Source organism: Curtobacterium sp. GC_Cur_3 (genome assembly GCF_026544205.1).
Classification (GTDB): Bacteria; Actinomycetota; Actinomycetes; order Actinomycetales; family Microbacteriaceae; genus Curtobacterium.
Genome location: NZ_JALNUI010000008.1, coordinates 108,136 through 127,911, shown reverse-complemented (window position 1 = coordinate 127,911; position 19,776 = coordinate 108,136). Strand labels below are relative to the sequence as shown.

Genomic DNA, 19,776 nt, shown 5'->3' with positions numbered 1-19,776 from the left:
TCCCCTTCGCCGTCGACCGCACGGCCGCACCCCGCCGCTACGACCTCGTCAACATCGGCGACGAACCCGTCGACGGTCTCAGCCTCACCCACCTCGGCACCGGGTACTGCCCACCGCTGGTCGTCCGCCGGCTCGACCCCGGTCGCAGCCTCGGCATCGCGGTCTTCGGCGCCGCACCCGACGAGACCGGCGTGGTCATCGTCCGCTGGCGTCGACCCGATCGCTCCGAGTACCTGTGGCGCATGTCGCTCGTCGGACCGGGCATGGCGCCCTGACGGCCGATGCCGCTCGAAGCGGCCCGTCGCCGTGGTCAGGCGTCGCCGTGCGTCAGGCGGCGCCGTGGTCCCGCGCGACCTCGTGCCAGCGGGCGATGAGCCGCTCGACGGCGTCGTGGAAGCGGGCCGTCGCGGCGCCGGGTGTCGTCTCCCCGAAGTACCGGTCCACCCACCGGCGCAGGTCCGCGAGCTGGCTGGCGTCGTGTGCCGCTGCGTCGACGCGGGCCACCACCTGGTCCGCGTCCTCCGCCAGCAGCCAGTCCGCCGCGGTCAGGTAGCCGCGCTCGTCGACGTCGGCACCGGCCGCGACCGGGCGGGTGACGATGAGGGGCTTCCCCACGGCGAGCCGGTCGTAGATCATCGCGCTGATGTCCGTGATGGCGACGTCCGCGTCCGCGAGCTGCCAGCCCAGCGCGGGCCCGTCGTCGTGCACGTGGTGCGCCGACGGGTCCGCGGTGTTGGCGGCGTCGATGGCGGCGACGATGCGCTCGTGCGCTGCCTTGTACGCCGCGTCCACGACGCCACTGCGCGGGTGCGGACGGTACACGAGGCGGTGGCGGGGCGACGCGAGCACCCGGTCGGCGATGGTGGTGCCGTGACTCGCGATCGACCCGTAGGCGGCGGCCTCCCGGTCCCCCTCCCAGGTGGGTGCGTAGAGCACGACGGTGCGGTCGTCGGCCGGGTAGGGCGGCTTCCCGGCGAAGTGGTCCGCCTGCGGACGTCCGATGGCGATCGCCCGGTGCTCGACGTCGTAGTCCCAGAGCGCCTCGGCCAGCCGGTCACGGGCGGCCTCACCAGCGATCAGGGCGTAGTCGTACGCCTTGAACTGGTTCGTCGTCATGTACATCTTGTCGCTCTCGCCGTGGTTGACGAAGACGTGCCACATGCGCCCGTACCGCATCATCTGGAAGTTGCGGGCGTTCTGGTTGACGTAGAGCACCAGCTTCGGCGTCTGCTCGTCGACGAACCGCTCGAGGTCGACGACCTGCCGGGCGTACACCGCGGTGACGGGCGCCTCGTCGAGCAGGGTGAGCATCGTCCCCGGGTTCCGCGAGATGATCGCGACCCGGTGCGTGCGGGAGAGCTCGGCGAGCGGCTCGTACCACTGCCGCACCTGGTACATGTTCACGGGCCCGTCGGCGAAGTACACCGCGACCTCGATGCTCCCCGGTGCCAGCCGCTCCTGCGCGGGGAGCCGGCGTGCCAGGGCCCGTCGGCTGGATCGGGATCGCAGGAGCCGTCGGACGAGCCGGACGGCAGTGCGGGCGTCGCTGAGGATCGACATGCTGCGCTGCTCTCTCGTGGTGCTGGTCGGGATCGGGTCAGACGACGGGGGGACGGCCGGCCAGGGTCATGCGGCCGATGGTGAGCCAGCCCATGGGTCTGGTGGGACCGCAGTCGCTCGTCCAGCCCTCGCGGACGCCGTCGAACCACACCCGCAGGCGACGCGGGTGCCGCCACCAGCGCAGGACCTGGATCACGGCCCACGACCCGACGTACACCGGGCGGAGCGGCGCCGGCAGGTTGCGCCGTGCGATCCACACGCGGTTCCGGGCGTTCAGCCGGACGTACTCACTGTGGCGGGCCGGGTCGATCGCCGGGTGGTGCGCGACGAGGTCCCCGGCGTACCAGGTGCGTCGGCCGGCGTCCCAGACGCGCCAGGCGAGCTCGATGCCCTCGTGCGCGTAGAAGTACGGTGCGCCCCAGCCCCCGACGGCGCGGTACACGTCCATCGGCAGCACGACGGCGCCCTCCCACACGGAGAACACCGGCGACGACTCGGTCGGGTCGCCCTTGCGGATGCGCGGCACCCAGCGCAGCGGGCTCGCCGCGCCGGAGGGGTCGACCACGCGGGGCTGCACGAGCCCGAGCGACGGGTCCCGCTCGAACAGCGCGACGGCGTCCAGCAGGAACGTCTCCGACGGGATGGAGGCATCGTCGTCGAGGAAGAACACGTAGTCGCCGTCGACGACCTCGGCGCCGGCGTTCCGTCCGGCGGGGATCCCGACGTTCTCCGGCAGGGCCAGCGACCGGACGCCCTCGGGCAGCCCGGTCGGCTCCCAGCCGTTGCCGACGCAGACGACGTCGAGCTCGACGCCCTGCTGCGCGAGCACGCTGTCGAGACCGCGTCGCAGGTCCTCGGGGCGGGTGCCCTGGGTGAGGCTGACGACCGCGATGCGCGGGCGCTCGCGGTGCGGGACCGCGTGGCGTCTGGCGGTGGCCGGGGTCACGCGCGGACCCGCTTCGACGAGATGATCGCCAGGAAGTGTCCGGCGGTGGCGATGACGGCCAGCGGCAGGAGCGCGCCCACCAGGACCCGGTCGATCAGCGGGTGGCCGACGACGAGCCCGATCAACGCGAAGACGAACGCCAGGATGGAGAGCTCGACGGAGTGGTACAGCCGGTGGAACGGCAGGAAGCGGGCGACCTTGCGCAGCGAGGCGAGGCGCCGTCCGGACGGTGCCGTCGAGGCGTCCCGACGGTCGACGAGCTTCTCCAGACCGGAGTTCGCACGCGCCACGTGCACCATGTCGTTCAGCGCCTTGTTCAGCACGATCACCAGGCCGAGCGCGCACCCGATCGTGGTCCACATCCAGTCCGCGCCGTGGATCGGCCACGTCGCCGCACGGACGCCGAGGGCGATGGGGATGAGTCCCTCGGTCGTGTAGTGCCCGACCTTGTCGAGGAACACCCCTGCGGGCGACCGGGTGCCGCGCCACCGGGCGACCTCACCGTCGGAGCAGTCGACGAGCATCTGGAGCTGCCCGAGCACGAGCGCCAGTGCAGCGCCCCAGAGCCCCGGGATCAGCAGGGCCGCGGCGACCGACCACCCGACCAGGATCATCAGGCCGGTCACCTGGTTCGCGCTGACGCGGGTCTTCAGCAGCACCCACGTCAGGTACGGCGAGATGTCCCGGAGGTACAGCGACGCGGTCCAGTGCTCGGCGTTCGCGCGCGCCCGGACCTCGTCCGGCTGCGCGACCGCCCGCAGCTCGGCGATGGAGGTGGGGTGGGCGTAGCCGCGTTCGCCGCGGTCGTGCTGGGGGTCGCTCACGTGCGTCACCGTCCGGTGTGGGTCGTCAGCTCGGAGGTCCGCGTCAGGAACCCGACGATGAACCCGACCCCCCAGCCGATGTGGATGCAGGGCAGGACGACGAGCAGCCACGCCCGTGTGGCCGCGTCGGAGCGTCGGGAGACCGCGAGGGCACCGACGACGACGAACACCAGGTAGACCGCCGGGACGACGAAGCCGAGCAACGCCCACGCGGCACCGCTGCGGAGGGCCGCGCCGACGACGCCGACGATCCCCGCGACGAGCCCGAGGCCGAGTCCCGCGACCATCACGGGTGGCACGAAGTACCGCACGCCGTTGCCCGCGGGGAACCGTCGTGCGAGCTCACCGCGCCACAGTCCCGTGGCGACGAACTGCCGGATGAGGCGCTTCAGGCTCGGCCGCGGCCGGTACGTGACGACGAGCTCGGGCGTGAACCAGACCGTGCCGCCGGTGGTCCGCAGCCGCCGGTTCAGCTCCCAGTCCTGGCCGCGCTTGATGCCCTCGTCGAACAGTCCGACCGCGAACAGGCGGTCGCGCCGGAAGACACCGAGGTAGGCGGTCTCGGCCGGTCCGGCCTGGCCACCGACGTGGTGGGGCGTCCCGCCGAGACCGACGCGGCTGCCGTACGCGAGCGCCACGGCCTTCTCGAACGGCGTCCGCCCCTCGGCGCGCATGATCCCGCCGACGTTGTCCGCACCCGACTCGGTCAGGGTCCGGACGGCGATGCGCGTGTAGTCCCGCGGGAGCACCGAGTGCGCGTCGACGCGGACCACGACGGGGTGCTCGGAGGCGCGGATCGCCACGTTGAGGCCGGCGGGCGTCGAGCCCACCGGGTTGTCGACCGCGCGGATGCGGGGGTCGGCGGCACTCATCTCGGCGACGAGTTCGTTCGTGCCGTCGATGGAGGGTCCGAGCGCCAGCACGACCTCGAACGGCCCCGCGTAGTCCTGGTCGAGGAGGCTCGCGACCGCAGCGCGCACCTCGGTCACCTCGTTCAGGACGGGCATCACGTACGAGACGCCCGGCAGGCGCTGTCCGTCTGTCTGCATGCGATCCCTCGGGGTCCTGGCGGTGAGCGACCTGCAGCCTATCAATCCCCGGACTCCCCCACCTGTCGCCGCCCTGCGCGCCCGTCCTGCCGCCAGTTCCTCCCGCTCCCTCTGCTCTCCCTCTCGCCGAACGGGCGGAAGCGCGGGGTCGGATCCGCCACACACGCCGGCATTTCGCCCGTTGGGCTGTCCGCGGGCGAACGGGCGGAAGCGCGGGGTCGGATCCGCCACGCACGCCGGCATTCCGCCCGCTCGCGTCCAGCAGAGCCGAGCGGGCGGAAGCGCGGGGTCGGGTCCGGCAGGGACGGCGGCGTTTCGCCCGCTCGCCTCCAGCAGAGCCGAACGGGCGGAAGCGCGGGGTCCGGTCCGGCAGGGACGCCGGCATTCCGCCCGCTCGCCTGTCCGCGGGCGAACGGGCGGAAGCGCAGGGTCGACTTCGGCAGGGACGGCGGCATCTCACCGCTCGCCTCCCCCAGAGCCGACCGGGCGGAAGCGCGGGGTCGGTCCGCCACACACGCCGGCAATTCGCCCGCTCGCCTGTCCAAGCGCGAACTGGCGGAAGCGCCGGGTCGGGTCTGGCAGAGACAGCGGCATTTCGCCCGCTCGGCTTTCCGCGGCCAAACGGGCGGAAGCGCGGGGTCCGGCACGCACGGCGGCATTCGCCCGCTCGCCTCCAGCAGAGCCGAGCGGGCGGAAGCGTTGTGTCCGGTCCGGCACACACGCCGGCATTTCGCCCGCTCGCGTCCAACAGAGCCGAGCGAGCGGAAGCGCGGGGTCCGGTCCGGCAGGGACGTCGGCATTTCGCCCGCTCGCGTCCAACAGAGCCGAGCGAGCGGAATCGCGGGGTCCGGTCCGGCACACACGCCGGCATTTCGCCCGCTCGCGTCCAGCAGAGCCGAACGGGCGGAAGCGCAGGGTCGGGTCCGGCAGGGACGGCGGCATTTCGCCCGTTCGACGGATGGGACGGGCACGGGGACCGGAGCGGGACCGGCGAGCGGGGTGGGCGCGCACAGACGGGAGGCACGGTGCCAGCTGGCACCGTGCCTCCCGTCTGTGGTGGGGTGCGTCAGCTCTTGCTGTCGTACGTCCCGAGGGTCACGTCGGCCTGGCGGGATTCGCCGTTGCGGACGTAGGTGATGGTGGTCTTCGCGCCTCCGGCGAAGAACCGGACCTGCGCGGTGAGGTCGGTCGCGTCCGCGACGGTGGCGTCACCGATCTTGGTGACGACGTCGCCCTTCTGCAGACCAGCGCCGGCAGCGGCACCGCCCGACGTCACGGACTTGATGAGGGCGCCCATCTGGGTGGCGTTGGTGTCCTCGTTCGCGTCGCCGACCGTCGCGCCGAGCAGGCCGTGCGTGGCCGAGCCCTTGTCGACGATCTCGTTCGCGACGCGCTTCACCAGGTTCGAGGGGATGGAGAACCCGACGCCGATGCTGCCCGCCTGCGAACCGGAGGACTCCGAGGCGCCGGCACTGGCGATCGCGACGTTGATCCCGATCAGCTTGCCCTTGGAGTCCAGGAGCGCACCGCCCGAGTTGCCGGGGTTGATCGACGCGTCGGTCTGGATGACCGGGAGCGAGACGGTCGCAGAAGCGCCGGAGCTCGAGCCGTTGTCGCCGTTGCCCCAGAAGTCGAACGGGCCGTTGCCGTTGTTGCCCTGGCCCTCGTTCGAGTCGCCGCCGGCCTTCGGGTCGCTCGACGTCACCTGGATGCTGCGGTTCAGGGTCGAGACGATGCCGTCCGTGACCGTGTTCGACAGTCCGAGCGGAGCGCCGATCGCGACCGCCGTGTCACCGACGTTGAGGTTCGACGAGTCCGCGAAGGTCATCGGCTTCAGGTCGGTGGCGTCGATCTTGATCACGGCGAGGTCGACCGTGGGGTCGGTGCCGATGAGCTTGCCGGAGTAGATCTCGCCGTTCGAGGTCGTCACCTTGATGGTGCCGCCGGAGCTGTCGCCGTCGAGGGTCACCACGTGGGTGTTGGTGACGATGTAGCCGTCCTTGGTGAGGACGACGCCGGAGCCGGTGCCGGCCTCGCTCGAGGCGGAGACGTTGATCGTCACGACCGAGGGTGTCGCCGCCGCGGCCACCGCGGTGACGACGGTCGCCGAGTCGTAGTCGTTGACCGTGAGGTTGCCGCCGCCGGAGCCCGAGGAGCTGACGACGGAGCCGCCGTTCGACGTCGCCGCGACCCAGCCGCCGCCGGCAGCACCGCCGACGAGCGCACCGACGATGAGCGCCCCGACGATCGGGAGCACGAGACGCGACCGGCGCTTCGGCTCGGTGGTGGTGCCTGCCGCTGCGCCCGACGCACCGGCAGCGGTGGCGCCGGAGAAGTAGTGGCCGTTGCGCGGTGCGCCGTCCTGGTCACCGTAGGCGCTCGAGGTCGGCGCCTGAGCGGACTGGCCGTACGCCGACTGGCCGTACCCGGACTGGCTGGAGCCGTACTGACCGTAGCCGGACTGGTTGGAGCCGTACTGGCTGTTCGCCGGCTGCTCGTGGGCGGAGGTCGGAGCCTGCGCTGAGCCCTGGGCGTACTCGCCGTAGCGGGGACGGTCCTGCTGGCCGGACTGGCCCTGGCCGTACTGGTCCGCCTGGCCGTACTGGGACTGCTGACCGTACTGGGACTGCTGGCCGTACTGGGACTGCTGGCCGTACTGCCCGGTGTCACCCTGGCCGTACTGCGACTGCTGGCCGTACGACGACTGCTGGCCGTACGGAGACTGCTGCCCGGACTGCTGGCCGTACTGGCCCTGCCCGGACTGCTGGTCGGAGCCGTACTGCTGCCCCGAGCCGTACTGCTGGTCGGAGCCGTACTGCTGCCCCGAGCCGTACTGCTGGTCGCTGCCGTACTGCGCCGTGGGGTACGGCGCCGTGTACCGGTCAGTGTCGCCGGCCGAGGAAGCTGGGTGGATCACGTCGGTGTGGTCGGCATCCGTGCTCGCGCCGGGGGCCTCCTGCCCGCTCGCGCTGGTCGGTGCGTCGTTCGGCGTCGACGCGCCGGCGTCGCCCGTCTGCTGCGCGGCATCGTCGGCGGTGACCCCATGGGTCGTGTCGTCCGGACGGATGTCGTCGCCGTGCCCGTTGGGCGTGGTGTCGGTCATGCTGGACGTGCTCCTTTCAAGCTCGTGCAGTCTGTCGCACGAGCCTGGGCAGTCCTGATGACGACCCTGCAAGTGCCTTGAGGCGAGCTTATGCGTCACCTGTGGACGCACTCCCGGGAGCGGCGGAGCGGACGCACTAGGTTGGGGACCGTCCAGCGCGAGCGCCCGTCGGAGGGAACCCCATGCGGCACACCGGACCCTGGCTGCGAGCGGCGGAGGGCGCGATGCTCCTCGGCCCCGACGGCGTCCCTGCCCCCACCGTGTTCGCCGAGATGAGCGCTCTGGCGGCCAGTACCGGTGCGGTCAACCTCGGGCAGGGCTTCCCCGACGAGGACGGCCCCGTCGAGGTCCTCGACGCCGCGGTGCAGGCCATCCGCGATGGCGTGAACCAGTACCCACCGGGGCGCGGGACCCCCGACCTGCGCCTGGCGATCGCCGAGCACCAGCGCCACTGGTACGGGCTCCAGGTCGATCCGGACCAGGAGGTCCTCGTCACCGCCGGCGCGACCGAAGCGCTCGCGGCGACGCTCCTCGCCCTGGTCGAGCCGGGCGACGAGGTGGTCACCTTCGAGCCGTTCTACGACGCCTACGGTGCCCTGATCCGCCTCGCCGGTGCCACCCACGTGACGGTGCCGCTGACCGCGCCGGACTTCCTGCCCGATGAGTCCACGCTCCGTGCGGCGTTCTCCGACCGGACCCGCGCGGTCCTCATCAACACGCCGCACAACCCGACCGGACGGGTGTTGCCGACCGAGGTCCTTCGTGTCGTGGTCGAGCTCGCCGAGCGCCACGACGCGGTCATCATCACCGACGAGGTCTACGAGCACCTGACCTTCGAGACGGACCACGCGGAAGACACGGAGAACGCGACGCGCGCACGACACGTGCCGATCGCCACGCTGCCCGGCGCCCGGGAGCGGACGGTCACGATCTCCAGCGCCGGCAAGACCTTCAGCACGACCGGCTGGAAGATCGGATGGCTGACCGCTCCCCCGGCGCTCGTGACCGCGATCACGACCGTCAAGCAGTACCTGACCTTCGTCAACGGTGCGCCGTTCCAGCCTGCCGTCGCCGCAGGCCTCCGCCTGCCGGACGCGGTCTTCACCGGCATCGCAGCGGACCTCGCCGCCAAGCACGCCGTGCTGGCGGCGGGACTCACCGCAGCGGGCTTCGGCGTGCACCGGCCCGACGGCGGCTACTTCGTCATCGCGGACACCTCCCCGCTCGGCTACGAGGACGCGCGCGCCTTCTGCCTCGAGCTGCCGCACCTGGCGGGCGTCGTCGGTGTGCCCGTGTCGGCGTTCGTCCGGCCGGACCACGCAGCCGGGTACCGGTCGCTGGTCCGCTTCGCGTTCTGCAAGCGGCGGTCGGTGCTCGAGGACGCAGCCGGCCGGCTCGCCACCCTCAGCCGGGCGTGACGTCGGCGGCACCCCGGACGCGCACGTCGTACCGCCGCAGTGACAGCGAGGGGTTCGTCCGCCGGACCTCGGCGGTGACGTCGGTGTCCACGGTGGTCAACAGCAGCCCCGGCGCCGATCCGAGCGCAGCGAGGGCGACACCGGACGGGTCGAGGGCGACCGATCCCCCGATGCCGATCGGCGGCGCCTGGCCGACACCGACCACCCACACGGTGTTCTCGATCGCCCGCGCCGTGAGCAGGGTCCGCCAGTGGTGTTCCTTGCCCGGTCCGCGCACCCACTCGGCAGGCACCAGCACGACGTCGGCAGCAGCAGCATCCGCAGCCAGCCGCCGCGTGACCTCGGGGAACCGCAGGTCGTAGCAGGTCTCGAGCCCGACCCGCAGGCCGCCGAGTTCGAACACCGGCAGTTGCTCGGGGTCGCCCGCCTCGATCCGGTCGGACTCCCGCGCGCCGAACGCGTCGTACAGGTGCACCTTCCGGTACGTGCTGACGAGGGACCCGTCGGCATCGATTGCGACGAGCGTGTTCCGGAACCGCTCGGCGTCCGAGCCGGCCTCGGCCACCCCGACCACGAGCGCCACCCCGGTGCTCCGGGCGATCCGCCGCAGCCCGGTGACGAAGGACCCGTCGAGCGGCTGCGCGGAGGCGACGAACCGGTCGTCGATCTCCGGCGTGAAGTACGACGTGTACTCGGGCGTGACCAGGAGCTGGGCACCGCGGGCCGCCGCGTCCTCCGCTGCCGCCCGCACGGTCTCGAGGTTCGCGGCGGGGTCGTCCACGGGGGCGAACTGCGCCGCGGCGATGGTCAGTGTGGTCACCGGGCCAGGCTAACCGGCACCCGGACGACGCGCGCCGCCGACGCCGGCGCGACATCGTCCCGATCCCGGGATCGCGGAACCCCGGACGCGTCGCTGAGAACGTGGCCGCGGCAGAGGTCACCTTCACCCAGGAGGAACTCGAGCGCATCACGGCGCTCGGACGCGGGGTCCGCGGCAAGCGCGCGACCGGCTGAACCAGCAGCCCGGGTCGCGACGCGACCAGGATCCGGGCGGGAGGCTCCCCACCAGCTGGCAGGGCGCCTCCCGCCCCGGACAGCGGAAACGAGCATGACGCCTGGAACACGAAGAAGCCCCGGTCCGTGAGGACCGGGGCTTCTTGTGTCGCGTTGGTTGCGGGGGCAGGATTTGAACCTACGACCTCTGGGTTATGAGCCCAGCGAGCTACCGAACTGCTCCACCCCGCGGCACGTTGATAAGCCTACACGGCAACGGGCGGGGTGCCAAATCGGCCACCCCGCCCGTGTCGTCAGTTGCCGGACGAGCCCGATTCCTCGGCCTCGACCGCGGCCTGGATGGCGTCCTGCAGACGCTGGTCGGCCTCGGCGGCAGCGACGAGGTCGTTGTCCGCGTAGGCCTGCTGGCGGTCCTGCAGCGCTGCGCTGGCATCGGCGAGCGCCTTCTGCACGGCGGGGTTGTCCGAGGCAGACGACGAGCCACCGGTGGACCCGGTGCCCGCGGACGAACCCGAACCGGAGTCCGAGGTCCCGTTGTCCGAGCCGTTGTCGGTCCCGGTGTCGGAACCGCCCGCAGCGGCGCCCTGGTCACCCGCGGCCGCGCCGGAGTCACCACCGAACAGCTGGTTGAGCGCCTCGTCGAGGGTGTCCTCGAACGCGATCTTGTCGCCGAAGGCCACCAGGACCTTCTGCAGCAGCGGGTACGAGCCACTCGACGTGGACTGCACGTAGACGGGCTGCACGTAGAGGAACCCGCCACCGACCGGCAGCGTCAGCAGGTTGCCCTGCTTGACGGTGCTGTTGCCGCGCTTCAGGATGTTCAGCTCCTGCGACACCGTGGTGTCCGAGTTGAAGAGGTTCTGCACCTGGAGCGGACCGGGGATGTTGTCGGTCTTGGGGATCGTCAGCAGCGTGAGCCTGCCGTAGCCCGACGCCCGCGTGCCCTTGCCGGCGCCGCCTGCGTCGGAGTCGACGGCGAGGTACCCGGTCAGCACGTTCCGGGCGTTCGACCCCGTCTGCTGCGGGATGTACGTCGTGTAGAGCGAGTACGCGGTCCCCTGCCCCGGCACCTTCATCGTCAGGTAGTACGGGTCCTGCAGGTTCGCCCGTGCCGCCGACGTCTGGGTGCCCAGCGCGGTCGTCGTCGTGGTGGTGTTCGCCGCCGTCGTGTCGGCGTCGTTCGACCCGCTCGTCGGCTCGGTCGGCGTCGTCCAGGCGTCGTCACCCGAGTAGAACGAGTTGGCGTTGGTGACGTGGTACGTCCCGAGGATCGAGCGCTGCACCTTGAACAGGTCGGTCGGGTACCGGACGTGGTCGAGCAGGTCGGCGCTCATCGCGGAGACCGGCTTCAACGACGTCGGGAAGACCTTCTGCCAGGTCTTCAGCACCGGGTCCTTCGTGTCCCACGTGTAGAGGGTCACCTTGCCCGTGTACGCGTCGACCGTGGCCTTCACCGAGTTGCGGATGTAGTTGACCTGGTCGGTGCGGAACGTCGAGGACTCGGTGCCGTTGATGCTGTCGGCGAGGCTCTGGCTCTGCGAGTACGGGTACGCGTCCGAGGTCGAGTAGCCGTCGACGATCCACTGCAGACGGTGGTTCACGATCGCCGGGTAGGCGTCGCTGTCGAGCGTCAGGTACGGCGCGACCTTCTGCACACGGGTGATCGGGTTGCGGTCGTACAGGATCTGCGAGTCCTTGTTGACCGCGTTCGAGAGCAGGATCTGCTCCGACTGGAACTTCGCCGCGTAGACGAGGCGGTTGAAGAAGTTGCCGATGGTCGGCCCGCCGTCGCCCTTGTAGGTCGTCGTCGCGTTGCCGCCGTTGTCGTCGTCCGAGCCGGACGGGTAGTCGAGCTCCACGTTCTTCGAGCCCTCGGGGGCACCGACGATCGAGTAGCCGGGCGAGGTCTCGCCGAAGTAGACGCGCTGCTGGTAGTCGCCGAGGGCACCGGTGGTCGGGATGCCGGACTCGAGGAACACCGGCTTGCCGTCGCTGGCGCGCTGGTTGCCGTAGGCCGCCGCGACGCCGTAGCCGTGGGTGTAGACGAACGTGCGGTTGTACTGCGTGTTCGCCTTGGCGCTCAGGCCGTCGAGGTCGATGTCGCGGACCGCGATGACGGTGTCCTCGGTCTTGCCCTTGATGTCGTAGCGGTCGACGTCGAGCTCGGACGGGAACTTGTAGTACTGCCGCGACTGCTGCAGCTGGCTGAACGTGTCGGACACGATCTTCGGGTCGATCAGGCGGATGTTCGCCGTCGTCTGGGCGTCCTGCGCGAGGGCACCGGTGGACGGCGAGGTGGTGGCGTCGTAGTTCGACTCCTTCACCCCGGAGACGTCGTAGGCGTCTCGGGTGGCGTCGATGTTCCGTTGGATGTACGCGGACTCGAACGACCGCTCACTCGGGGCGACCTGCAGGCGCTGGACGATCCACGGGTAGATGCCGCCGATGACGATCGCGGAGACGAGCAGCAGCCCGGTGCCGACGATCGAGATCCGCCAGCGGCCGATGACCGCCGTGACGATGAAGAGCAGTGCGACGATCGCCGCGATGCCCGCCATGATCTCGCGACCGGGGATCGTGGCGTTGACCTCGGTGTACTGCGCACCGGTGATCAGCGAGTTGTTCTTGGTCAGGGCGGCGTACTGGTCGAACCACAGGCTGACGGCCTGCAGCGCGATGTAGAGCGCAGCCGTGATGGCGAGCTGCACGCGGGCGGCGCGGGAGATCCGGACCTCTCGCCCGCCGAAGCGCATGGCGCCGTAGAGGTAGCACGCGGCGAGCGCGGCGAGCCCGGCGATGAGGACCACCGCGGACGAGTAGGCCACGACCGAGCGCCAGAACGGCAGCTCGAAGACGTAGAAGCCGATGTCCAGGCCGAACTGCGGGTCCTTCTTGCCGAAGGGGGTCCGGTTGAAGTACTCCAGGACCATGCTCCAGCGCGGGGCCGTGGCGAGTCCGGCGAAGATGCCGAGGACGACCGGGATGCCGATCATGACGACCCGGCGGAGCGGCTCGATGACCTGCTGGTATCGGTCGAGCTGCGACCCGAGCTTGGCGTAGACCGGTCGGAACCGGAACGCGAACAGGATGCTCAGGTACACCGGCACGGCCATGCCGAGGAAGCCGGCGAAGAACATCACCGCCCCGGCGATCCACCGCGTGGTCAGCACCTGCTGGAAGCCGAGCTGCGCGAACCACGCGTAGTCGGTGTACAGGCTGGCGAAGATGAAGAAGGCGATCACCAGTGCGGCCAGCACGATGATCGTGACCACGATCGGGACACGCGGCGAACGCCGGCCCGCAGTGGACGAGGTGGACGAGGTTGTCGTCACGTGATGTGCTCCAGACGTGTCGGACCGGCCGGCCCGGCGCACCGGGCCGTCAGTCCCACGATCCTATGGGACGTCACCGACAGTGAACCTGTACCCGACCTCAGGAAGGCCCCCCGGTCCTCCCGGCCGGTCTGGAGGCTCGGAGCGGGTCACCGACGCCGGTCCCGTTGACGGGACCGGCGGCCCGGAACCGCGGGTCAGCGACCGCAGGTGGCGAGGCCGGCCGTGCTCTTCCCACTCGCGATCGTGCCGAGGTCCGAGACCGCCTGGTCCAGGGTCTTCACGGCGTAGACGTCGAGTCCGTCGGGGACGTGGCCGACGACCTCGTCGCAGTTCGACGCCGGGGCGAGGAACACGGTCGCTCCCGCCGCCTTCGCGCCGTAGAGCTTCTGTCGGATCCCGCCGATGGCACCGACCTCACCGCCGGCGGTGATCGTGCCGGTGCCGGCGACGTGCTTGCCGCCGTTGAGCTTGCCGGGGGTGATCTCGTCGATGATCCCGAGGGCGAACATCATGCCGGCGCTCGGGCCGCCGACGTCCTGGAGCTTGATGGACACGTCGAACGGGAAGTCGTACCGCTCCACGACGCCGACCCCGAGCAACGCGGTGCCGTCCTGGTCGACCGGGGTGACCCGGACCTGCCGGGTGGCGTCGCCGCGCCGGACCGTGACGGTGGCGGGGCTGGAGGTCCCGTGGTCGGCGACGAGCCCGCGGAGCGTGGTGGCGTCCGCGTTCGTCGTCAGGGCCTTGCCGTCGAACGCGGTGATGACGTCGCCCTTGCGGATCGTGCCGTCGGCCGGGGAGCCCTGCGCCACGGTGCCGACCTCGAGCGTCGTGGGGATCCGCTCCCCCTGTTGGATGAGGGCCGCGGCGACGGCGGACTGCTGGGAGTTCGTCATGTCGGCGGCGTCCTGCTTGTCCACCTGCTCGGTCGTCGTGCCGGGCGGGTAGATCGCCGAGGCGGGGACGACGGCCTGCGACTTCGTGAAGAGCGCGCGGATGACGCTCGTCCACGGGGGTCGCTGCGTCGCCGTGCCCTGGACGCTGACGGTGAGCATGTCGAGCGCGCCGGCGGTCGGGTAGGTCTTGTGGCCGTCGATCTCGATGAGCTCGACGTCCTTCGCGTCCTTGCCCGTCCCCTGCTCCTGCGTGCCGATCGTGTTGAAGACCGGGCCGGGCAGCTCGATCACGTACGGGCTCGGCAGCACGCTCGCCACGATCGCCAGCACGACGGCGCCGACCACGAAGGTCCACCCGACGGTCCGACGGCGGGAGCGGCGGCGGGGGGCGGTCGCGAAGATGGTCAACGGGGTCCTTCCGGCAGGGTGCTCGGGAGCTGTCGGCCCGGTCGTCACCGACCGGTCGTCGACGGGCTGTTCGCCCTGGGCGCACCCGCGGGAGCGTTCCCACGGGGCCGTCCCAGGCGCGGTCCCACGAGCAGCGATTAGCGTAGTCGGCATGCCTGATGAACCGCAGCCGGGACCGGACGACGACTTCCAGGAGATGCTCCGCAAGCTCCTCGCCGGAGAGGGCCAGATCGACCCGTCGCAGCTCGCCGGTGCCGCCGGCCTGCCGAACGACCCGGCCTTCGTGGCCAACCTGATGAGCCAGCTGCAGCGTGCGGCCCAGGACGGCGGTGACGGCATCGACTTCACGGTGACGGCCGAACGCGCCACGGCGATCGCGAAGGACGGCGCCCACGGCATCGACCCGGCGACCAGCCAGGCGAGCGTCCAGGCCTTCCAGGTGGCGGCGCTGTGGCTCGACGAGGTCACCACCGTGGCGGAGCTCACCGCCACCCCGAGCATCTTCACGCGAGAGCAGTGGGCGAAGGCGACCGCGCCCGTGTGGACGCAGATCGCCGAACCCGTGGCCGCGAGCATCGCCGGTGCCCTCACCGAGGCGATCGACCAGCGCGCACCCGAGGAGCTCAAGGCGATGCTCGGCGACGTCTCGAAGGCGATGCGCGGCGTGGGCGGAGCACTGTTCGCGATCCAGCTCGGCCAGGTCGTCGGTCAGCTCTCCAAGGAGGTCGTGTCCGGCGGCGACGTCGGCGTGCCCCTCCTCGACGAGCAGGTCGCCGCGCTCCTGCCGCAGAACGTCGCCGAGTTCGCCGAGGGCCTCGACGTCCCCGAGGACGAGGTCCGCATCTACCTCGCCGTCCGCGAGCTCGCCCACGCCCGGCTGTTCCGCTCCGCGCGCTGGCTGCGACTGCACATCATCTCCTCCATCACGGAGTACGCCCGCGGCATCCACATCCCGTTCGACCGGGTCGAGGAACTCGCCGCCGACATCGACCCCACGGACCAGGAGCAGCTCCGCGACGCCCTCGCGTCCGGCGCGCTGATCCCGCCGCGCACCCCGGAGCAGGACGCCGCCCTGGCCCGGCTCGAGACGATGCTCGCCCTGGTCGAGGGCTGGGTCGACACCGTCACCGCCGCGGCCACGGCACGCCTGCCCCGGTCCGGCGCGATCGCCGAGACCGTCCGTCGCCGTCGGGCAGCCGGCGGACCGGCCGAGTCCGCGTTCGCGACGCTGGTCGGCCTCGAGCTGCGCCCCCGACGACTGCGCGAGGCCGCGGCGATGTGGCAGCGGGTCACCGACGAGCTCGGCGCCGAGCAGCGGGACGCCCTGTGGGAGCACTTCGACCTGGTGCCGACGTCCGAGGACGTCGACGCACCGGACGCGCTCGTCGCACGGCTCCGGAACCCCGGGCACACGCAGGAGGACGACGAGTTCGACCGGGCGCTCGAGGACCTGCTGAACGACTCCACCGGCTCGCGGCCGCGTGAGGACGAGTCCGGCGGGATCGACGACGAGCCCGGCGACGGTCCCGACGCGACCGGTCCGGCGCCGGACGCCGGCTCGCGCTGACCCGACCGGGAGGCCCGGGTCGGCCCGGGCGTGCGGCCGGCGGTCCGGCGGGCGGCTGAGCGGTCCGGCGGGTTCTCCACAGATCCCCCGGCGACCGCCCGTCCGTCCCGCGCGTCCGCCACCGTGGACGCATGGGCATCCGCATCGATCCGTCCCTCGAGTTCGTCTGGCGTGACCCGGCGACCGTCCAGCTCGGCGTCGACCCACCGCGCGCGGTGATCAGCGTCCCGACCACGGCCGAGGAACGCTTCCTCTGCGCCCTCCGGCGGGAGACCAGCCGCGACGCCCTCTCCGGCCTCGCGGCGAGCGTCCGGTGCCGACCCGAGGTGGCGGCGCAGGTGCTCGGCGCCGCATCCCCGGCAGTGGTCGACATGCTGCCGGAGCCGCTCTCCCGGGTCGAGGTCCACGGCACCGGCGAGCTCGCGTCGACGCTGGACGCCTTCCTGACGGGCGAGGGCATCACCGTCGTCCGCACCGCTGCTCCCCGCGGCGGGCCCGTCGTGCTGCCGGACCCGGAACCCCGCATCGCCGTCGTCGTCGCGGACCACGTCGTCGACCCGGCACTCCGCTCCGCCTGGACACGACGTGGCACGCCACACCTGCCGGTCGTGGTGGGCGACGGTCGGGTCCGCGTGGGGCCCCTCGTCGTGCCGGGCAGTGGTCCGTGCCTGCAGTGCCTGGAGTACGCGCACGTCGACGACGACCCCGCGTGGCCCGCGATCGCCGCCCAGGTCTGGGGCCGTCCCGCGGCGCCGCTCTCGCGGTGGCGGACCGGCGCGGTCGCCGCGGCCGTCACGCGGTCGGTGGTCGAGCTCCTGCCGCGCACGACAGTGGCCGCGGGGACCGACCAGCTCGTGTTCGAGCGGGACGACCTGTCGGTCAGCCGGCGACCGGTGCGCCCGCACCCGCGGTGTGCGTGTCGAGCGCTGCCAGGAACCGACTCGGCGCCCGCGCGCCCCCGCGCGACGACCCCTGCCGTGACCAGGTGACGGTCACGGTGCGACGTGCTCGGGTCAGGCCGACGTAGAACAGCCGGCGTTCCTCGTCGACCTCGTCCTCGGTGGTGACGTGCGAGATCGGCAGCAGGCCCTCGGCGGCGCCGACGATCATCACGTTCTCCCACTCCAGGCCCTTGGACGAGTGCAGCGTCGCGAGCGTGACGGCGTCGAGCTCGGGCTCGTGGTGCGTCGCGGCGCGGTCGACCAGGTCCTGCGTGAACTCCTGCATGCTCGTGCCGGCGGGGGCGTCCTCGGCGAGGCCCATGATCGCCTGCAGGGCCTCCCACTGCTCACGGACGGCGCCGGTGCCCTCGGGCGCGGTGGGGGTCCACCCGCTGACCTGCAGCACCAGGCCGACGCGGCGGGTGAGCTCGTCGTCCGTCTGGCGGATCGCCTCGCCCCGCATGTGGTGCACGGCGAGCTTGACCTCCGGCCGGTCGAAGAACCGGGTGCCGCCCTGCACGCGGTACGGGATCCCGGCGCGACCGAGCGCGGCCTCGAGCGCGGCGGACTGCGCCCCGACGCGGAACAGCACCGCGCAGTCGCCGTACGCCGACCCGGCCTGCACGAGCTCGGTGATGTGCCGGGAGACCGTGGCCGCCTCGTCGCCGTCGTGCACGCACGGCACGACGACGGGTGCCGGGCCCGGCTCGGTCTGCTGCGCGGCGAGGTCGAGCGCACCGGGACGACCGCGCATCAGGGCGTTGGCGGCGTGCACGACCTCGCGCGTCGACCGGTAGTTCCGTTCCAGCCGCAGGACGGACCCGCGGGGGAACTCGGAACCGAAGCCGAGCAGGTAGCGGCTCGACGCCCCGGCGAACGAGTAGATGGTCTGGCTGGCGTCGCCGACGACGCAGAGGTCCTGCCGGTCGCCGAGCCAGGCGCGGAGCAGGTCGTGCTGCACCGGGGAGACGTCCTGGTACTCGTCGACCACGAAGAACCGGTACTGCTGCCGGACGTAGCTGGCGACCCGCGGCTCGGACTCGACCATGCCGAGCGTCGCGAGCAGCACGTCCTCGAAGTCGAGCTGGCGGCGGTCGTCCTTCAACCGCTCGTAGGCGCGCATCAGGTCGATCACCCGGGACGGAGCGGTCTCGCGGGGCATCACCCGGTCGGCGGCGGCGGCCTCGTACTCGTCGTAGGTCAGGCGCTGCACCTTGCGCCACTCGACCTCCCCCGCCAGGTCGCGCAGCACGGGCTTGTCGACGCGCATGCCGACGGTGTCCGCCGCGTGCGCGATCATCCGGGCCTTTGACTCGACGATCTTCGGGGCGTGCCCACCGACCGTGTCCGGCCAGAAGTAGCTGAGCTGGGACATCGCGGCCGCGTGGAAGGTTCGGGCCTGCACCGCTCCGGCGCCGAGGGCCCGCAGACGCGAGCGCAGCTCACCGGCGGCGCGGGTGGTGAACGTCAGCGCCAGGACGTGGTTCGGCGAGTACGTGCCGGTCGCCACCCCGTAGGCGATCCGGTGCGTGATCGCCCGGGTCTTGCCGGTGCCCGCACCCGCGAGCACCGCGACCGGGCCGAGCAGGGTCGTCGCGACGGTGCGCTGTTCAGCGTCGAGCGCGGCGAGCAGGGCCTCGGGCGACGGCGGCTGCGCCGGGGGTCGCGGCTGCGGCTGCGGCGATGCGCTCGACTGTGGGCCTGGGTTCACGGAAGGTCCAGCGGGGCGCCGTACCACTCCTCGATGATCGCCCGGGCGATGGACGTCCGGCCGGGCAGCATCAGGGTGGTGCCGGCGCGCTCGCGGATCTCGTCCCGCGAGAACCACCGGACGTCGAGGATCTCCACGCCGTCCGGGCGCACGGTCGACGGGTCCCCGTCGAGGGCCCTGGCGCGGAAGCCGACCATCAGCGACGCCGGGAACGGCCACGGCTGCGACCCGAGGTACTCGGGTTCCTCGACGTGCACGCCGGACTCCTCGTGGACCTCGCGGCGGACGGCGTCCTCGAGCGACTCCCCCGGCTCGACGAACCCGGCGAGCAGCGAGTAGCGGTCGTCGTCCCAGGCGGCGTTCGAGCCGAGCAGGATGCGGTCGTCGCGGTCGGTCACGCCGACGATCACCGCGGCGTCGGTGCGCGGGAAGAGCTCGTGGCCCTGGTCGTCGCGGCGTACCCAGCCACCGGTGACGACCTCGGTGTCGGAACCGGTGCGGGGCGAGAACCCGTGCACCGCGTGCCAGTTCGCCATCGCCACGGCCTCGACCGCCAGGCCCTGGTCACGGGCGGACAGCTCCGTGCCGAACATCCGCAGGTTCTCCCAGGCGTCCGCGTCCGGCTCGATCCGGCCAGCGGTGTCGGCATCGACGAGGGCCGCGGCGAAGCGGGTGCCCGCCGCGGCGTCGGCGGCGTCGGACAGGGAGCGTCCGAGGTAGATCAACGGAGCGGACTGCGGGACGGACTCGGCGGGGACGAACCGCAGCGTGCCGTCGGCGTTCCGCAGCATCGCGGCACCGTGCACGGGCAGGAACCGCGTCGCGGGGTCCTCGCGCAGGACCCGTCCGAGGTCGGGGGTGCTGCGGTACTCGGCATCGCGGTCGAGCTCGTTGCGGGCGAGCGGCAGCCGGGCGGCGAACTCCTCGGTCACAGGGTGACTCCTCGGGTCGGGATCGAAGCGGCTCGCACCCGGCGAGCCGACGGCGGGCATCCGGTCGGGTCA

At 72.0% G+C, this 19,776-nt stretch carries 14 protein-coding genes and 1 tRNA gene; 4 read left to right on the top strand and 11 right to left on the bottom strand.

Going from position 1 to position 19,776, the window contains the following annotated elements:
* Positions 1-275 (top strand): hypothetical protein (locus OXR63_RS06170; protein ID WP_267420968.1); only part of this gene is annotated, 275 nt, incomplete at its 5' end.
* 52 nt (positions 276-327) lie between these two features.
* On the opposite strand, the gene OXR63_RS06165 is transcribed toward OXR63_RS06170, so the two are convergent.
* The 5 genes from OXR63_RS06165 to OXR63_RS06145 all read right to left on the bottom strand — a co-directional run bounded on the left by OXR63_RS06165 (position 328) and on the right by OXR63_RS06145 (position 7,482).
* Positions 328-1,560 (bottom strand): CDP-glycerol glycerophosphotransferase family protein, encoded by a 1,233-nt coding sequence (locus OXR63_RS06165; RefSeq protein ID WP_267420966.1) that lies wholly within the window; start codon positions 1,558-1,560, stop codon positions 328-330.
* A gap of 37 nt (positions 1,561-1,597) precedes the next feature.
* Positions 1,598-2,506, bottom strand: coding sequence for a glycosyltransferase family 2 protein (locus tag OXR63_RS06160; RefSeq protein ID WP_267420963.1), 909 nt, complete (start codon positions 2,504-2,506; stop codon positions 1,598-1,600).
* Positions 2,503-3,330 carry a CDP-alcohol phosphatidyltransferase family protein gene (locus OXR63_RS06155; protein WP_267420960.1) on the bottom strand — a complete coding sequence of 276 codons (828 nt, stop codon included), beginning with the start codon at positions 3,328-3,330 and terminating at the stop codon, positions 2,503-2,505. The genes OXR63_RS06160 and OXR63_RS06155 overlap by 4 nt, the downstream gene beginning before the upstream one ends.
* A 5-nt stretch (positions 3,331-3,335) precedes the next feature.
* Positions 3,336-4,379, bottom strand: a complete 1,044-nt coding sequence (locus OXR63_RS06150) for a glycosyltransferase family 2 protein (protein ID WP_267420957.1) — start codon at positions 4,377-4,379, stop codon at positions 3,336-3,338.
* A 1,066-nt stretch (positions 4,380-5,445) separates the two neighbouring features.
* Complete coding sequence (locus OXR63_RS06145; RefSeq protein WP_267420955.1) at positions 5,446-7,482, bottom strand: S1C family serine protease; 2,037 nt, start codon at positions 7,480-7,482, stop codon at positions 5,446-5,448.
* Positions 7,483-7,664: 182 nt separating this feature from the next.
* Here OXR63_RS06145 and OXR63_RS06140 point away from each other — a divergent pair, with 182 nt between their 5' ends.
* Positions 7,665-8,900, top strand: coding sequence for an aminotransferase class I/II-fold pyridoxal phosphate-dependent enzyme (locus OXR63_RS06140; protein WP_267420954.1), 1,236 nt, complete (start codon positions 7,665-7,667; stop codon positions 8,898-8,900).
* Here OXR63_RS06140 and OXR63_RS06135 read toward each other — a convergent pair.
* The 4 genes from OXR63_RS06135 to OXR63_RS06120 all read right to left on the bottom strand — a co-directional run bounded on the left by OXR63_RS06135 (position 8,887) and on the right by OXR63_RS06120 (position 14,553).
* Positions 8,887-9,720 (bottom strand): carbon-nitrogen hydrolase family protein, encoded by an 834-nt coding sequence (locus tag OXR63_RS06135; RefSeq protein WP_267420953.1) that lies wholly within the window; start codon positions 9,718-9,720, stop codon positions 8,887-8,889. The genes OXR63_RS06140 and OXR63_RS06135 overlap by 14 nt on opposite strands.
* Before the next feature lie 348 nt (positions 9,721-10,068).
* Positions 10,069-10,145 (bottom strand) — tRNA-Met (locus tag OXR63_RS06130).
* A 62-nt stretch (positions 10,146-10,207) separates the two neighbouring features.
* Positions 10,208-13,186, bottom strand: a complete 2,979-nt coding sequence (locus OXR63_RS06125; protein ID WP_267420951.1) for a UPF0182 family membrane protein — start codon at positions 13,184-13,186, stop codon at positions 10,208-10,210.
* 257 nt (positions 13,187-13,443) lie between these two features.
* Positions 13,444-14,553, bottom strand: coding sequence for a YlbL family protein (locus OXR63_RS06120; RefSeq protein WP_267420950.1), 1,110 nt, complete (start codon positions 14,551-14,553; stop codon positions 13,444-13,446).
* Positions 14,554-14,704: 151 nt separating this feature from the next.
* On the opposite strand from OXR63_RS06120, the gene OXR63_RS06115 reads away from it, so the two are divergent.
* The gene (locus tag OXR63_RS06115) at positions 14,705-16,120 is read left to right on the top strand and encodes a zinc-dependent metalloprotease (RefSeq protein WP_267420949.1); all 1,416 of its coding nucleotides are present in this window, start codon (positions 14,705-14,707) and stop codon (positions 16,118-16,120) included.
* Positions 16,121-16,251: 131 nt separating this feature from the next.
* Positions 16,252-17,109: a TOMM precursor leader peptide-binding protein gene (locus OXR63_RS06110; RefSeq protein WP_267420948.1), complete on the top strand. Its 858-nt coding sequence runs from the start codon at positions 16,252-16,254 to the stop codon at positions 17,107-17,109.
* On the opposite strand, the gene OXR63_RS06105 is transcribed toward OXR63_RS06110, so the two are convergent.
* Both OXR63_RS06105 and nudC read right to left on the bottom strand, forming a co-directional pair.
* Positions 17,000-18,772 carry an ATP-dependent helicase gene (locus OXR63_RS06105; protein ID WP_267420946.1) on the bottom strand — a complete coding sequence of 591 codons (1,773 nt, stop codon included), beginning with the start codon at positions 18,770-18,772 and terminating at the stop codon, positions 17,000-17,002. The genes OXR63_RS06110 and OXR63_RS06105 overlap by 110 nt on opposite strands.
* A complete protein-coding gene (gene nudC / locus OXR63_RS06100; RefSeq protein WP_267420944.1) occupies positions 18,769-19,704 on the bottom strand; it encodes an NAD(+) diphosphatase in 936 nt (311 codons plus the stop codon). The genes OXR63_RS06105 and nudC overlap by 4 nt, the downstream gene beginning before the upstream one ends.
* Positions 19,705-19,776: the final 72 nt, after the last annotated feature.

Excerpts from the sequence above, each read along its gene's own strand:
- OXR63_RS06140 (WP_267420954.1), top strand. The coding sequence starts at position 7,665 with ATGCGGCACACCGGACCCTGGCTGCGAGCGGCGGAGGGCGCGATGCTC.
- OXR63_RS06115 (WP_267420949.1), top strand. The coding sequence starts at position 14,705 with ATGCCTGATGAACCGCAGCCGGGACCGGACGACGACTTCCAGGAGATG.
- OXR63_RS06150 (WP_267420957.1), bottom strand. The coding sequence starts at position 4,379 with ATGCAGACAGACGGACAGCGCCTGCCGGGCGTCTCGTACGTGATGCCC.
- OXR63_RS06110 (WP_267420948.1), top strand. The coding sequence starts at position 16,252 with ATGGGCATCCGCATCGATCCGTCCCTCGAGTTCGTCTGGCGTGACCCG.
- OXR63_RS06165 (WP_267420966.1), bottom strand. The coding sequence starts at position 1,560 with ATGTCGATCCTCAGCGACGCCCGCACTGCCGTCCGGCTCGTCCGACGG.
- OXR63_RS06145 (WP_267420955.1), bottom strand. The coding sequence starts at position 7,482 with ATGACCGACACCACGCCCAACGGGCACGGCGACGACATCCGTCCGGAC.